Source organism: candidate division TA06 bacterium, from assembly GCA_004376575.1.
Lineage (GTDB): Bacteria > Hydrothermota > DG-26 > E44-bin18 > E44-bin18 > E44-bin18.
Window position 1 is genome coordinate 12,215 of the sequence record SOJN01000115.1, and the last position, 15,285, is coordinate 27,499.

At 50.7% G+C, this 15,285-nt stretch carries 8 protein-coding genes; 2 read left to right on the forward strand and 6 right to left on the reverse strand.

What is annotated here, in order from left to right; all coding sequences use genetic code 11:
- Window positions 1-388: 388 nt before the first annotated feature.
- The 5 genes from E3J62_09660 to E3J62_09680 all read right to left on the reverse strand — a co-directional run bounded on the left by E3J62_09660 (window position 389) and on the right by E3J62_09680 (window position 10,896).
- Window positions 389-3,208 (reverse strand): PD-(D/E)XK nuclease family protein, encoded by a 2,820-nt coding sequence (locus E3J62_09660; GenBank protein ID TET44662.1) that lies wholly within the window; start codon window positions 3,206-3,208, stop codon window positions 389-391.
- Complete coding sequence (locus tag E3J62_09665; protein TET44663.1) at window positions 3,205-6,354, reverse strand: hypothetical protein; 3,150 nt, start codon at window positions 6,352-6,354, stop codon at window positions 3,205-3,207. The genes E3J62_09660 and E3J62_09665 overlap by 4 nt, the downstream gene beginning before the upstream one ends.
- Window positions 6,344-6,511 (reverse strand): ATP-dependent helicase, encoded by a 168-nt coding sequence (locus E3J62_09670; protein ID TET44664.1) that lies wholly within the window; start codon window positions 6,509-6,511, stop codon window positions 6,344-6,346. The genes E3J62_09665 and E3J62_09670 overlap by 11 nt, the downstream gene beginning before the upstream one ends.
- A 73-nt stretch (window positions 6,512-6,584) precedes the next feature.
- Window positions 6,585-8,150 carry a diguanylate cyclase gene (locus E3J62_09675; protein ID TET44665.1) on the reverse strand — a complete coding sequence of 522 codons (1,566 nt, stop codon included), beginning with the start codon at window positions 8,148-8,150 and terminating at the stop codon, window positions 6,585-6,587.
- A gap of 4 nt (window positions 8,151-8,154) precedes the next feature.
- The gene (locus E3J62_09680; GenBank protein TET44666.1) at window positions 8,155-10,896 is read right to left on the reverse strand and encodes a hypothetical protein; all 2,742 of its coding nucleotides are present in this window, start codon (window positions 10,894-10,896) and stop codon (window positions 8,155-8,157) included.
- Between the two features lie 889 nt (window positions 10,897-11,785).
- Between E3J62_09680 and E3J62_09685 the strand changes: the two genes are divergently transcribed.
- Together E3J62_09685 and E3J62_09690 are read left to right on the forward strand one after the other, a co-directional pair.
- Window positions 11,786-11,974 carry a hypothetical protein gene (locus E3J62_09685; GenBank protein ID TET44667.1) on the forward strand — a complete coding sequence of 63 codons (189 nt, stop codon included), beginning with the start codon at window positions 11,786-11,788 and terminating at the stop codon, window positions 11,972-11,974.
- Between the two features lie 560 nt (window positions 11,975-12,534).
- A complete protein-coding gene (locus E3J62_09690; GenBank protein TET44668.1) occupies window positions 12,535-15,003 on the forward strand; it encodes a T9SS type A sorting domain-containing protein in 2,469 nt (822 codons plus the stop codon).
- Here E3J62_09690 and E3J62_09695 read toward each other — a convergent pair.
- Complete coding sequence (locus E3J62_09695; GenBank protein TET44669.1) at window positions 14,967-15,077, reverse strand: hypothetical protein; 111 nt, start codon at window positions 15,075-15,077, stop codon at window positions 14,967-14,969. The two genes, E3J62_09690 and E3J62_09695, sit on opposite strands and share 37 nt — an antisense overlap.
- Window positions 15,078-15,285: the final 208 nt, after the last annotated feature.

A 15,285-nucleotide genomic window follows, 5' to 3' on the forward strand; every position in this document is an offset into this window, starting at 1 on the left:
TAGTACGAAGGCGTGAGGTATATTTCGTCCTTCGTCGGCGGAAGCCGACGGAGGAGAGTAATCCAGCCGTCCCGCCCTCTCTCCCTACAGGAAGTACAAAGTACGAATTGCAGAGTACAATGGACGGAACAGGGACAACGTCCAATTACGCACACCCTCCCTCTCACTCCTCCCTTGAAACCCTTGGGACTAAAAATGCCTCATGCTGCCCGAGACAGCATGGACCTTTTGAGCTCCCGTCCAGGGAGGGAGAAAAAGGTCGCGGCCGTCTGACTTCACTCACATCGGTTCACCCGGGCATGTTCGGAGGGTTGGTGTCGTGTGAGGCAATTTCGCAATTTCGTAGTTTCGTAATTTCGTGTTTTCAACATCGCATATCTTCAGCATGCTACCAGCTGCTTGCCACCCACTGTCTGCCGCATATCACCTTGCAGCCACAGTATCTACAGTACCTTTCTGGGTCTGCCGTGTCATTAAACTCATGCTCGGGATCCAGAATCTCCCTTATCAGGCGAAATATGGCTTCCCGATATTGATTGTACAGTGATTGCCTATCGTCTCCATTCTCGAACAAGTACTCTTCTTTGATGTTCCTCGAGCCTAAGATCATCAATCCAGTGTTAAGGTCAGTCACACTGCTTTGCGGATCTTCACACAAAAAGAGGAGCAAATAGAGCGGGAGTTGCACCGAACGCAGAGTCTTATGCCATTCGCTCCTTTCCTCAAGGGAGAATTTCTTTGAAGACGGTATCACCGCTGTCGTCCCTGTCTTGTAGTCCAGGATGATCGTCTCACTTTCTTTTCTATCTATTCTGTCCATCCGGCCTCTGATGTTCACCATTCCCAGACCGGGGATTTCGAGTCGAACAGAATATATTCTTTCGCAATCAAGGATTACGGACCCCTTGTATTGCGCACGATGATAATCGAGGATATCTCGAAGCCTGACCTTGGCCTGGGATCTGATAAGATATAGACTCCCCCCCAAATCCTCGCCAAAGGTCTCTTCAAACACCTTGTCGCACATGTCAGAAATAGCTTTATGATCCCTGGCAGAGATCTTCAGGGGCTTATTCTTCTTGGTCTCAAAGAAGTTCTTTAGGACATGATGCACAAGACTGCCGATTTCCATCTGCTCCACTTGTTCGCTCAATTCGGCCTTCCCACTCAGTTCGAGCACATACTCGTAATAGAATTGAAGAGGACACTTGAGATACCTGTCGAGCTTTGAGGCCGAAAAAGACATATTGGCAAGTTTGGCAATGACGGCTGCATCTTTTCTGACCGGTTCTGGGTCCTTCTGGCTGAACACGCTTTCGAAGAATACGATGTTTTGGTTCTGCAGGTCGAGACTGTTGGCTTCCCTTTGTTCCTCCCAGATGAGGCGCTCGACCAGAGGGCTTTTCCCGCGGCCCTCATCTTCCCGATAGAAAATGTGGACGTCCTGGGAGCTGGCGATCAAGTTCTCGAAGTAATACCGGGCCATGTGCTCGCGCTGTCGATATGTGGGAAGCTCGAGTTCCTCGCGCACTGCGGTCGGGAAAAGGGTGTCTTCCTTTCTGGATGCGGGTATCACGCCTTCATTCACGTCCATGAAATAGACGGTATCAAAACCCAGATTTCTGGTCTCCAGGGATCCCATTATCTGGAACCCCTTCAAAGGAGTTCCCGGAAATGGCACCCTGATGCCTCTGACATAACTCTCCAGCATGCCAAAATAGCCGCTGATATCGGCAAAGGACTCATCTGCGATATCCGACAGACGGAGCTCTCCCAGTGCTCCTATCAAAGATTCGATGAATCTTGAGGTATATGGGTGCCGGTTGGCCGGGCTTTCCAGGGAAATGAGGGATATCAGTTCCAACAGATGCTCGCTGAACTCGCCTATGTTCGACAGGTCCTCAAACGACCTGAGCAGAACCTGATGTATTCTTCTCAGGTGTTGGGAAATCACCTTCTCGTCGATGGCTTTCACGCCCGCCCCGGATAATCTTCTGAATGTCTCTGAGATCATTTGCTCGTCGTTCTCGATCTCTTCGAGGCTGATGAACCGCCGTTGCTTTTTGCCCAGGACCTCCTCGACCGTGTGAAAGAGGATTCGGGTGGGGTAGCTGGCCTTATTAAGATAAAGGTTTTTGATGTAAGGGTGGAGTACCAGCCTCAGGTAATCAGGCAGAAAATAGCGCCCTTCTGTCCTGCTGTCCATGGTCCGGTCGAGGGTGGCCAGAAGCCCATAGATTGGTGTTCTGAAAAGCGGGAACCCCATCGAGATGTTCCAGTCTTTGCCCAACAGAGGTAGTGTGTGACGAACCACCGGGAAGAGTGTACCCGACTCCGGTAGCACCACAACCTGGCTGTCACGGTCTGAGCTCTGCCTGATAGTCTGGTTCAATCTCATTACCTGGCCGTGAGCATCGGGGGCTTTGTAGTAGTGGACTTCTGGATTCTTCCTCTTTCCCGTAACGCGCTTGAGGTCGAGATTCAATCCACGCAGCAGTTGGCTAATTTCGGGGCCATCCTGGAGAAGAAGAGTGGTACTGTCATATGTCAAAAGCGCCTGGAAAATCTTCTTCTCAGCCTTGGTCAAAGCAAAGAACCCGGCCAGCAGAATCCTGTGATAAGAGGACAAGTTCAAGCGCCCGCACTCCTGAGCCACCTTCTGGTATCGCATGGAACGGGTGGAACATCCCTTCGCCTCCAATTTCTCATAGAAGTTTTGGTACAGTCCGGCCAGATCTGCCAAGACCACCTGGATTCTGGGCGGAAGGCGCTCTTCGGCGAGAACCTGCATTCTGCCCAGCGCATCTGGTTCAATCTCCTCAATCTTCAATTCCTCGAAATCAGAGAGAAGCCTGTAGCCCCATGGCATGAATTCATCAAGCGGAAGGGCCTTCTTCGCTGTGCCTGGCATCCCTTTTCGTTGATGAAGCTTATAGAGCAAACCCACCCCATCCACATCCATAAGAGGTATATCGCTGTAGCCCAATTCGCGGTAGGTTTGCTCCACCCAATCATCTATGGAATAATATGCAGGAGCGGCAAACGCGGCACCTAGAGATTTGGCCAGCGCCTTTCGCAGGAAATGGCCAGGCCTTCGGCCGGGAAAAATTACCAGACACCGGCTCAAATTTCCCTTGGACGAAAGCAGTGTCTGCTCGGTCAGCCCAATCAGGTCGCCGCCCTTGTCTATCAGGATAGCCTCGTTCACTTTATCTCCTCCACCCTACTGCTATCCACATAAGCCACATATCCGTTCACCTTCCTATCGGGATAGATCTCACCAAGAACATGCATGTACTTCTTCAGTTGCTCTGAATAGTCTTTTAGCTCGCCTGTTTTGAAATCTATCACAGTCACCTCATCCTCATCGATTATTACCCTATCCATGCGGTATAGGTTTCCAGACTTATCAACATACTCCTTCTCGCGGAAAACGGTTCTGCCGGGCAGTGGTTCAAACCAACCTCTCACTTCAGAACAAGAGAGAAAACTCTCAATGTCGGATCTTATCTGCTCTGAATCGAATGGAGTCTGTGTAATTGCCGGGCATCTATCCATTATGTCAGTCATCTTTTTCCCCGATGGGCCTGAGAGAAATTCAATGGTCTCTAGTATCTTGTGATAAACTTCGCCCCTCTTTGCGTCTACCCAGCGGGTGTAGGACCAGCCCTCGTCTCGTCCCCATTCTTTGTCGGGCTCTGTGCCGTGCTTGAGCTTCACAGGTGTCGGAGAAGGAAGAGGCGGTTCATCTTGTTTTTCTTTCTCGGTCTTCTGCCCCAGCTCACGTTCTTTGAACAAGGTACCTAGTAAACCGTTCTCCTTGCTCAAGATCACCAAATTATAGAGTTCCCATTTCGCACGCGTGCACATCACGTAAAGGGTATTCAAATGCTGAATCTGATTATCGATTACGCGGCGTTCGTAGATCTTGGCCAGATCAGGACTCTTCTTCGCCAAGTCCTTCGTAATGTAGTGGACCCTGATCTTCTCTCCCTCCTTGTCATAGTAAGTTGAATTGCTGGGGGGACGAGATTCGTATATCATGTTGATGACTACCGGAAAACCCAGCCCTTTCGCCTTGTGAAAGGTCATAAGCCTGACGGCATCTGCGTACTCCGGGAGCTCCAGGTTGAAGAGTTCGGTCTTTTCGTCTGCGGTCTCTTCCAAGAAATCTTGAATACTGTTTTTGCCCTTGGATTCAAGGATGTTGACTGCCTCCAGGAGTTTGACAAGAGATCCAGACTCCTCGGGAAAGTTGTCAAAGATTCTGAAAGCCCTCAGTGCCATGGAGACAAGATCATAGAGCGGATAGTATCCGGTCTTTTGATACAGGTTTTCGAAGTATTCCTCCCACAGAGTATTGGATTCGGCATGTTTCCTGAAGGTCTGATACAGATAACCCCTGCCCGTGTTTCCCTTGTCCAAAATCATCTGGTGCAGTTCTTTGGAATCGAGTTTGATGCCGCGGCTGGCTGCCGCCCTGGCCATTACGTCGCCAAGTATGAAATTGGCAAAGGCCAGATCATCGACTGGTGATTCAAGGAATTTCAAGAGTTCAATGATCTCGCTTATGATTTTTCGTTTACGGATATCTAGCGAGCTGGAAGCGGAAGCACGTATGTTGGCCGTGATCAGCCAGTCGACGATCATCGCGAGTTCCCTATTCTTGGCCGCCAGGACCCCTATGTCCCGGTGGCGGTAGCCTCTGTTCAGGACATCGTTGATGATACCAAGCAATGCTTTTCTCTCAGGGGCAGTATCTGCCTCATCTTCTTCTTTTGCTCCCTTGACAAACCGCATTGTCCGGGCATAGCCCTTCCCTTTCATTTTGGGTGTCGGGTCCTGTACGAAATCGGTAAGCCCGGTCAAATCCCTCTGGAACTCCTTTTTCCCGAGCACATCTTTCAGGTTGTTTTTGAAAACCTCCTCCACGTATTGAAGAATCACTTCCCCGCTGCGGTAGTTTTTGCCCAGCGTATCTACCCAGGCAGAATTCCGGACGCTGGGTGGAAGCCATTGATAAGAGGAGATCTCTCCCTTGACCTCTTGCACCAGTCCCCTCATGATGCGGTAATCGGCCCTGCGGAACATATAGATAGCCTGCTTGAGGTCCCCGACTAGAAATAGCGAGCCATCCTTCGCAAGACTTTCGTACAGCAGCGGAGAAAGACTGGCCCACTGTACAGGATCCGTATCCTGAAATTCATCTATCAGAAAGTGGTAAAGCCTCTGGCCCAAGCCCAAGTATATTTCCGGAACGATCGCTTCATCTAGATATTGGTTGAGTATCTTGCTTATGTCGCTTATGTGATGGACCCCAGTTCGAAGTTTGACCGATTGCAGCATACTCTTGAACTCGCGATAGACCTCACCGTAAGCATGACAGCGAGACAAAGAGTCAAAGGTGGCTAACCTGCCAACCACCGGAATCAGGCCAAGCCATTCCTTCTCTGCACTCTCATACAGTTCCGTTTCATCTTCGGAACCCTTCCCCTTCCGAACCGGAACTGTGTGTTGGCTGTACGTTCTCCTCAAGATCTCACCGATATTTCCTCTCTTGAGGACGTTGTCAAACTTCTCCACATATTTCTCTTTTTTCGGCAGAGGCAAAGCTTTTACTGCCTCATAGATTTGGGAGATGGTTTCTCGGCATTGCTGGATTTCGTTTCTGCGGTCCTCAAAGACAAGATTACCGATCTCCTTGGATTCCACACCAAGGAACTCGCTGAATTTCTTTTCTAGTTCTAACTCGGGATTCCATATGAAGTTTGGTCGGGCCAACTGATTCAGCAAATCCAAGAACTGATCGATCATGGCCGTAATCTCCCGACTTCGCCCTGACCCAACCTGCCGCAACATTAGTGCTATTGAGTAGTGCTGAAGCTCGCCGTATGTCATGGTGATTTCAAAATCCGGTCGTAAGTCCAGCTCGAGTGCAGCAGATCTGGCCACTCGAGCCATGAAGCTGTCGATTGTCTGAATCTGGAAGTCGGAATATCTTTCGATGACCCTGCTAACATTGGCCTCGGCAAGAGACTGTAGTTCTTCAGGTGGGATGCCCAGTTGCTCCACGGTTTCTTCGAAGATCGCCACATGCTTACTTAGGGCCAGCTTTTTCAACTGTTCCAGAATGCGTTGTTTCATCTCCCTGGCCGCCTTTTTGGTAAAGGTGATGGCAAGGATGTTTGAGATGTCGTTGTGTGGGACCTTTCCCTCGGCGAGTATGAACCATACGTATCGCTTAGCCAGGGCCTCCGTTTTGCCTGAGCCAGCGGAGGCCTCAAGTAGGAGAAGATGGGGGAATTTGTGATGCTTGATTATTTCTTTTAGTGAATGTGGGATATTATTGCCCAACTATCTCTTCCGGCTTTGCCTGCTTTGAGGCAATCAGGTACGCAACCCTGTTGGTGATTACGCTCGTCTTCCCAGGGCCCGCGCCGGCTACAACAAGGAGCGGGCACTCGTCTAACTCTACTGCATCTCTCTGCTTGCTGTCCAGTTTTTCTATCATCTTTTTGCTTTTCAGGAGATGATGCTCTTTTGAATCGTGCACTCGATTGTGGACCTGGTGGGAATCGGGTGCCCTAGGACTCTGACTGGGCGTCTATCCCGGGTGCGGCGTGTACGCCGTTCCTCCCCGTGTCCTTCACATGATACATGGCCTTGTCAGCCTTGACCAGTAAGTCCCATGCCGTTTCGGCAGAGCCGGGATAGGTCGCAACTCCCAGGCTAATGGTGAGACTGTGGCTTACGTTCTTGTCCGTTAAGAAGGGCTTATCAGCAACCAGTTTTCTCAATTTCTCTGCCCACTCTAACGCCTCATCAAGACTTGTGTTCGGCATCATTATGATATACTCATCCCCGCCATATCTTGACGCGACATAGTCTTCTCTTAAGAGTTCCCTAATCCTATCGGCTAGCTCAATCAGGGCAGCAGCACCGAAATGATGACCATAGGTGTCGTTAATCTCCTTGAAGTAGTCGGCATCTAAGAATATCAAAGAGAGAGGATTGCCGCTTGTTTTGGCCAGTGCTTCAGCCTTCTGAAGAAACATCTGACAGTACCTGGAATTGTGCAGTTTGGTCAAGTCGTCAGTAACAGCGAGCACTCCGACTTTTTCATACAGTGTAATGTTCTGAATGGCTATGGAGAGCTGGCCGGCCAATTGCTCTATGGGCTGAATACTTTCCTGTGTGAAAGCTCCGAGAATCTCGCTGCCCATATCCATTGCGCCCAGGACTTTTCCTTCTTTCAGGAGAGGAACGACCAGTTCAGACTTGATATTTTCGATTCCTTTCAGGTATCGAGGTTGTTTTTCCACATCCTCTACGAGAATGGACCGTTTTCCGACCATCGACCATCCAATCAGACCGTCCACTCCCAGCCTGATCTTAGTTCTAGAGGGCGATATTTCACTCGATCCCGAGAATGCCTTCAGGACGACTTCATCTTTGGACGGTTCCTTCAGGAAGATGGCAATATAGCAGGAGTCAAGACTCATCTGTATGAGGTGGGCCGCCTTGTTAAGCATTTCCTCCAGGTCCAGAGTTGAGGCGATTGCCGCGCCTACCTCATACAAGAGAGAAAGTTCTTTCACCTTTTTCTTCGTCCGGTCGTAGAGCTCGGTGTTGTGGATGGCCACGGCGGCATGGTCCACAAGGGAAGATATCAATTCCAGGTCGTTCTCCGTGAAAGGATCCCCACCCAGCTTGTTTATGACTTCAACGACTCCGACCAGGGTTCCCTTTGAAATGAGAGGGACACAGAGGACTGATTTCGTTTTGAAGTCGGTGGCCTGATCGGCCTGTGAGAAGAATCTGGGGTCAGAACTGACGTCTTGGATGATCGCCGGTTTTCTCTGCCTGGCCACCCATCCTGCAATGCCCTGCCCCATCTGCAGTCTCATCTCCTTGATTTGTTGGCTTTTCTCCCCGGTTGTCGCCTCAAACACGAGTTCATTCGTTTCCCTATCCACAAGGGCGACCGACCACGCCTCCGCCTTCACGAGACTTGCAATCAGTTTCATCACGAGGCTCAACACTTCCCTGAGATTGAGCGAGGAGTTGAGAAGTTTCGCAATCTCATTGAAGGTGGACAGTTCCTTTATCTTGTCCACCAATCTGCTGACAGACTTCTCCTCTTCTTCCATAGTATCATTCCTTCTCGGGCAGTATCTCGTAAATGACCTTTATCTCTCCACCCTTTTCATCCAACAGTTCAGCAAACTTATTTATAGTGAGGTTCTCTTCTCTGACTGCGAGGTCCAGTTTGCCAACAAGCTTTTCGCCTGAGAGAAGCTGATACCCTATTCTTTCGATTGCAATGCCGAACTGGCTGAACCTGAAACCTTTTCTTTCTTCTTTCAGACGTGTCCACTTCATCACCTCATCCGTCAGAAACTTATCGCTCCTTTCCGGAGACACGAGTTCTGTTGTTCCCTCTTTCCGGTCCGTGGGTTCGAATCTCTCCACGTTGAGAAGGAAGTTGATGAGAGTGGCGCCGTCGCACAGAACGACAGAACGGCGAGGATCACGGGCCTTCGAGTAGAAGTTTGCGTCCCTTATGAGAACCCCGGTTATGTCCGGGTCTCCAAATGAGTTCATACCAAAAGAGAGGTCTCTTCCAGGTTTACCACTGGCTATTCCCACACCTATCTGGAAGATTCTCTGATATTGCGGGGGAAGGTTGGCATACGTCATGCCCTCATAGAATATGCTCCTTTCCGCGGTCTCTCTGAACCAGTTCGGGTACTTGGCGAAGTTGGTTTGGACGAACGTCTTTGCAGCGTCCACCATTTCCTGCGCACATTTTATGGCCTTCTCTGCTGCTCTGGCTGATGGGTTCAGCTCAGGGGCCTCATCGATCAGCGTGAACTGCCTTGAAGTTTTCTTTTCATTGTGGAGCGTCGTGTAGTTCAGGTCGTATATCTCTTTGGAGTTTCCTGAAAAGAACAGTATGCCTCCGTCGCCAGTATCTTTGAGGAAGAACGCCCCGTGCCTCTTGGCAGCTTTGAGCATAGCCACGTTGAATGTATTTCGGATTTCGCTCTCAATCTGTGCATTCTTGAGCCGCTTACCCATGAACGTCGATCCCCTGATGTCATATACCAGGACAGTAACCACCTCTGCGAAGTTCTCGACTATGGCTTCCCTCAGGTCCAAATTCTCCTGTATCTCTAGGAGCGGCTTATCCTTGGGTTCTGGCTCGGTTCGTTCGACCTGAATCCTGTAGAATTTGCGTCTGTAGTCAAGTTCCTCACCGATGTACTTGGCCTCGTCTGTGAGTGAGGTTCCTTCTATTGAAAGAGCGCTGCTCTCAGGTGGCCACACCTTGAAAAGGCTCAATATCTTCTTGCTCATGCAGAATGGTTCGATAAGGCCTTCTGATATTCTCAGGTAGCGTCTCAATAGCTCGTCCACGTCGAATCTTTTCGCTCCCAGTCTGCCGGGGCCAGAGGTTGAAAGCCCGAGCAGAAGTTCCTGCTCTTTTTCCAATAGCCGAGTCGACTCTCTTTTCCTCTTCACGATTTTCAAATTGTCCTTGTAGGATTTAACCTGTTCCCTTATGGTATCATTGAGTGCGTCTCTCTCTGTCTTGGAGAGAAGACCGAGGCCGTCACCGTGTTTTTGCTTGATCAGTTTAAGTTCTTCTGTGAATTTGGTGAAGGATATCCTGGCAGGTTGCTCGCCCCTGGAGATAAGGTCTTTGAGCTCTTTCGGATTGAGGGTTCTCAAGTCACGGGCGTTGTCGATTCCTTCCAGAAGGACAGCCTGTCTCCTCTTCAGTTCTCCTATGGACCAGAAGTTCCGGTTGAGAGCCTCTTCTAAGGTTTCAAGTTTCCTCTTGGTTTCGGTCGACAGCTTTGAGAAGCTTTCCTGCGAGGAGGAAAGTCTGGAAAGCGTTTCATTGAGCCCTTCAAGACCATGTACTAGCTCTGTTTTCAGCTTCTTTTCACCGTGCTTAAGCTTTGATTCAACCTCAGAAAGCTCCGGAATAGAGTCGCTGATAAGTTTTTCTGCCTTCTTTACCAGTATGCGGTGCAGCTTGACCAGCCCGGGGTCTGACACGGTGAAGGGAGGTCCTTCCAGAAGCTTCGCTATGTCCCTTCTAGCGGTCGGAGGTTTCCTCTCTGCCAGCTCGATCAGCTTTCGTTCGAATTCTGTACTGAGTGAAGAGACGAAGAACTTGTGGACGCTCTCGTAGAGCCCGGCGGGAAGGCCGTTCTCTCTGATGGTCGCTCTGAGGTCGTTCACCTGGATGTCCTCAAGGTTGCCCGGGAAGATTTGCGCTCGGGAGAATGTCTCAACTATGAGTGAGTCGTCAAAGCGGACCTCACTTGCAAGTTTGGAACGGAGATGATGGAAGAATCCGCTCAGTTCCTTGGATAGGCTGTAGACGACGTCGTCCCTGTACTGTTGTTGATGAGGCCTCAAGTCTGCAAGCCACTTTCTTAGAGAACTCTCCATTATTATCCTGGCAGTCGCCTCAAAGGCAATGTTGAGAGCCGCGTCCTGTGCCAGAGTCTCTCTGTAGCACTTGAGCATTGCTTCTCGGAATTTCTCGAAAGCGCTTGTCCACTTGTTTTCTGCATCATTGTCCGTGCTGACTGTCACTGTTTCATAAATGGCTTTGGCCAGAAGTGTGACCACTTCTTCGTTCATCCTCCGGAAGGTGTTGTCGGTCTGAACGTAGATTATCCCGATTTCTTTGTGCTTATCGAGAAGCTTGAGTGCGCCGACACTCAGCTTACGCCGGCGGGCAAACTCCTTCACATCGGCATGTGTCTTTTCATAGAAGTCCAGGCGGCCAAAGGCCTTCTTCATCCATCGAAGATAGTGGCTGGCTGCCTGCGCCTCATCTTCCATGGTGCGCGCAGTGACCATTCGAGATTCCATAGGGATTTCTCTCTTGTATTTCCGCCTATTATAGCAACGGGCTGCGCCCCGGTCAACCCATAACCCCCCATCCTTTGCGAATAACGAAGAACGAAAGCCCCCGACCCCCGCCATCCTTTCCCGAGACGTAAGATACAAGAGAACTATCAGCTCCTAAGCCCATCTGCGGGTTTCAATTCCTTCGTTCGGCACCCGAAGAACTGAACACAATCCACCAGCAAAAAGAGTTGCCTGCCCTCCGCGAAGTCCAACGCGAAGCCCGGCGGAGCTAGGGACAGCAGAGTCGGGAAGCTTAGAAAAGTGCAACCTGACGAAGCTATGAAAGGCGTAGTCAGGTGAAACCCGACGTAGCTAGAAAAAGCGAAGTCGGGCGAAGGGGGGAAGAATCTGCTTCTGGGTGATCCTTCGGCTGAGTCCAGGCTGAGTGAAGTTATGAGTAACCAAGCACCTCCCCTCGACTTCGCCCTTCGGGAGCCTCAGGGCCTCGCTCGGGATTAAGTCTTTGTAACGAAGTCACTGCGCTTCGCTTGTGACCGCTAACAAAGACTAAACAGGACGAAAAATACCCCGTGGAACGAGGCACCGTGAGACGCCGCAGGCAGGCCTCACGCCGTCAACAAACGGCGTGGGTCTTTTTCGTTTTCGGTGGCCCTATGGCCACCGAATTAGTGCTTTATCCATTAAAGTGATATCTGTAACAAAACGCTTCGCTTTTCCTGCTCAATTGGGCGCCAGGTTCTGGTTGTTCTGCTTTTAACTCCATGCAGTTCAAGTCATTACGCATCTCTCATCCGGGACGGCACAAATCTTGTTGTTATGAGAGAGAGTAACGCTGTAGAAAGCGGTAGAACCGAACCATGGCACTAAGAAAGTTGTAGTGGAGGCGTCTATGGACAGATCTCATTTTTCGGATTACGATACAGTAGCGCTTTGGTGGATGGCCCTCAGCGCTCAATCCACGTTACCGAAAGGAAAGAACCTGGAAGATCTATTCGAGAAGACCACAGATCCGTTTGATGAAGAAATGTATGAGGATGAAACTCTTGTTGGAACCGAAACTGGAACAAAAGAATCCTGAAGTAGTCACCGAGACGGGAAAACAATAGAACGAAAACTCTTCAATTGGTGTGACCACCTGCCCCCACTACATGTAGACCCATGGGTCGCGAGGCGCGTGGGTCTGCCATTTCGTTGCAACTGGAGCATCCACTCCTTGGGAATTGGCTGTACGCCATACGCAAAGTAAGCTGGAGATAACGAAATTCCCTCCTCTGCATCACCCGACACCCGAAACTGCGAAATTCCCATCACCCATACCCTGCCCCTTCGAAATTCGTAGTCTCCATTTTCGAAGGTGTAATGAAGGGTCGAGGGAATTTCTATTTTCGAAGGAGTGGCACCGGGTTGGGGGAATTTCGAAGGCGTGGGGAAGGGGTGAGAGGAATTTCCTAATTTCGTGTTCTTGGTTTGGATTTTCGGGCTCTGTGGTTTCCTGGCGTGGCCCGGGACTTCAGTTTTCCCTTGCAGCGTAGGGTAGTTTCGTACTATGATAAGGAACCGTAATCGTTCCCGGGGAGTCGGGAAAGGTGAAGGGATTACTGTACTCAACAAACGCCACGAAAAGATAGGGAGCGGGCCATGAAACTCTATGTTCGACTGTATGTATGTTTCACGCTTGTCTTGATGTTTATGCTGGGGCTTGCTGTGGAATCTAGAGCTTTTCGACCCTTTTTCCGGCCCGCCCGGCTTGACTACCCGGCTGGAGATAAACCGCAGTCTGTTTTTGGAGCGGACCTTGACGGTGACGGTGATATTGACCTTGCCCTGGCAGACTGTCTTGGGAACGGTGTCTCCATCCTACTCAACAACGGAAATGGGACCTTTGCGGGTGCGGTGAACTATGGGGCCGGAATTGGTGCGTGCGCTGTTTTTGGTTCTGACCTTGATGGCGATGGAGATACCGATCTTGCTGTGGCAAATGAATTGAGCGACGACGTTTCCATACTTCTCAACAACGGAGATGGGACCTTTGCACCTGCGGTCAACTATGGGGCCGGATTCCTCCCAAGCTCTGTTTTTGGAGCGGACCTTGACGGTGACGGTGATATTGACCTTGCCCTGACAAATGTGGGGAGCACCGATGTCTCTATACTTCTCAACAACGGAAATGGCACCTTTGCTGTGGCAGTGAGCTACGGGGCTGGAAATAGTCCGTACTCTGTTTTTGGTTCTGACCTTGACGGAGATGATGACACTGACCTTGCCGTGGCAAATGAATGGAGCGACGACGTTTCCATACTTCTCAACAACGGAGATGGGACCTTTGCTGCTGCAGTCAGCTACGGGGCTGGAGATGCCCCGAGCTCTGTTTTTGGAGCCAACCTTGACGGCGACGATGATGTCGATCTTGCCGTCACAAATGTGGGGAGTCACAATGTCTCCATCCTACTTAACAACGGAGATGGGACCTTTGCTGCTGCGGTCGACTATGAAGCCGGAATGGGTGCGTGCGCTGTTTTTGGTGCCGACCTTGACGGCGATGGAGACACCGATCTTGCTGTAGCAAATGAATTGAGCGGAGACGTTTACATACTTCGCAACAACGGAGACGCCACCTTCGCCCTTCTGGTGAGCTATGGGGTTGGGCAAGGTCCGTCTTCTGTTTTTGGCGCTCATCTGGATGCCGATGGTGATATTGACCTTGCCGTGGCAGATTATCATGGCGACGGTGTGTCAATCCTGCTCAACAATGGAGACGGCGCCTTTGCTGTTGCGGTGAACTATGGGGTTGGGAATGAGCCGATTTCTGTTTTTGGAGCTGACCTTGACGGAGACAATGATATCGACCTTGCCGTGGTTAACAATGTGGCCGACAATGTCTCCATCCTCCTGAACACCGGCAACGGCAGCTTTGCCCTTGCTGTCAACTATGCGGCTGGACATTGGCCGCATTCTGTTTTTGGAGCTGACCTTGACGGCGATAGTGATATTGACCTTGCGGTGGCGAATTCTGCTGTGGATAATGTCTCTATCCTCCGCAACAATGGAAATGGGACATTTGCTGCTGCGGTCAACTACAATGTTGGGGATTGGCCCAGGTCTGTTTTTGGAGCTGACCTTGACGGCGATAACGATGTAGACCTTGCCGTGGCAAATGAGGGGGCTGGTGTCTGCATTCTCCTCAACAATGGAGACGGCACCTTCGCTGTTGCCGCGATCTACTGGGTTGGGGTGACTCCGTACTCCGTTATTGGAGCTGACCTTGATGCAGATAATGATATCGACCTTGCGGTGGCGAATGAGGGGGCTGGTGTCTCTGTTCTTCTCAACAGTGGAGACGGCACCTTCACCCCTGCGGTGGAGTATTGGGCTGGAACTAGCTCACACTGTGTTTTTGGAGCTGACCTTGACGGCGATGGCGATGTGGACCTGGCCGTGGCAAATGAATTGAGCGGCGACGTTTCCATACTTCTCAACAACGGAGATGGGACCTTTGATGGTGCGCTCAACTATCCGGCGGGATTCCTCCCAAACTCTGTTTTTGGAGCTGACCTTGACGGCGATGGCGATGTGGACCTTGCGGTGACAAACTTTGAGAGGGGCAATGTCTGCATCCTGATCAACAGGGGAGATGGCACCTTTGTTGCGCGTCTGGAGAGCTACGGAGTTCGAAGTGGCCCGAGGTCTGTTTTTGGAGCGGATCTTGACCGGGATGGCGATACCGACCTTGCCGTTGCAAATAGGTGGAGCAACGATGTCTCCATTCTCTTCAACACGAGTCCTCCCACAGGGATTGAAGAGGACAGAGCTAATTACCGAATCCCAATTCCCAATTTCCGACTATTCCAGAACAGCCCCAACCCCTGCCGGGAATTCACAATCATCAATTACCAATTACCAGAACCCGCCCACACCACACTGAAAATCTATGATACTTCTGGTAGGATGCTGAAAACCTTAGCAGATGGGCAGATGGAATCTGGCCGCCACACCGTCCACTGGGATGGCACAGACGGCAGCGGAAACCTCGTGCCCAGTGGTGTCTACTTCTACCAGATGAAAGCGGGAGATTACACAGCCGCAAAAAAACTCCTCCTTCTGCGCTGAGAAAGCCACACGAACGCCAACAACAGAAATGTCATTGCGAAGGACGCAGTCCTGAAGCAATCTGGTACAAGCAGATCCTTCGGCGGAGTTTATGCTGAGCGTGGCGAAGTGCTCAGGATCTTCGACACTTTTATATTTTTGCTCTTCTCCAAATTAGTTGGCGGTAGTGCTTGGTAATGGGGTGCTACGTCCTTGTTTGCCATTGGGATTGGTCTACCGTACTCTTCTCTGCATCTGTTCTGATGTTGCGTCTGACTTTTCTCTTCCTCCATGTGATACCTG

Bases quoted from the DNA above. Each gene is read 5' to 3' on its own strand.
- E3J62_09675 (TET44665.1), bottom strand. From the start codon at position 8,150: ATGGAAGAAGAGGAGAAGTCTGTCAGCAGATTGGTGGACAAGATAAAG.
- E3J62_09680 (TET44666.1), bottom strand. From the start codon at position 10,896: ATGGAATCTCGAATGGTCACTGCGCGCACCATGGAAGATGAGGCGCAG.
- E3J62_09690 (TET44668.1), top strand. From the start codon at position 12,535: ATGAAACTCTATGTTCGACTGTATGTATGTTTCACGCTTGTCTTGATG.
- E3J62_09685 (TET44667.1), top strand. From the start codon at position 11,786: ATGGACAGATCTCATTTTTCGGATTACGATACAGTAGCGCTTTGGTGG.
- E3J62_09670 (TET44664.1), bottom strand. From the start codon at position 6,511: ATGATAGAAAAACTGGACAGCAAGCAGAGAGATGCAGTAGAGTTAGAC.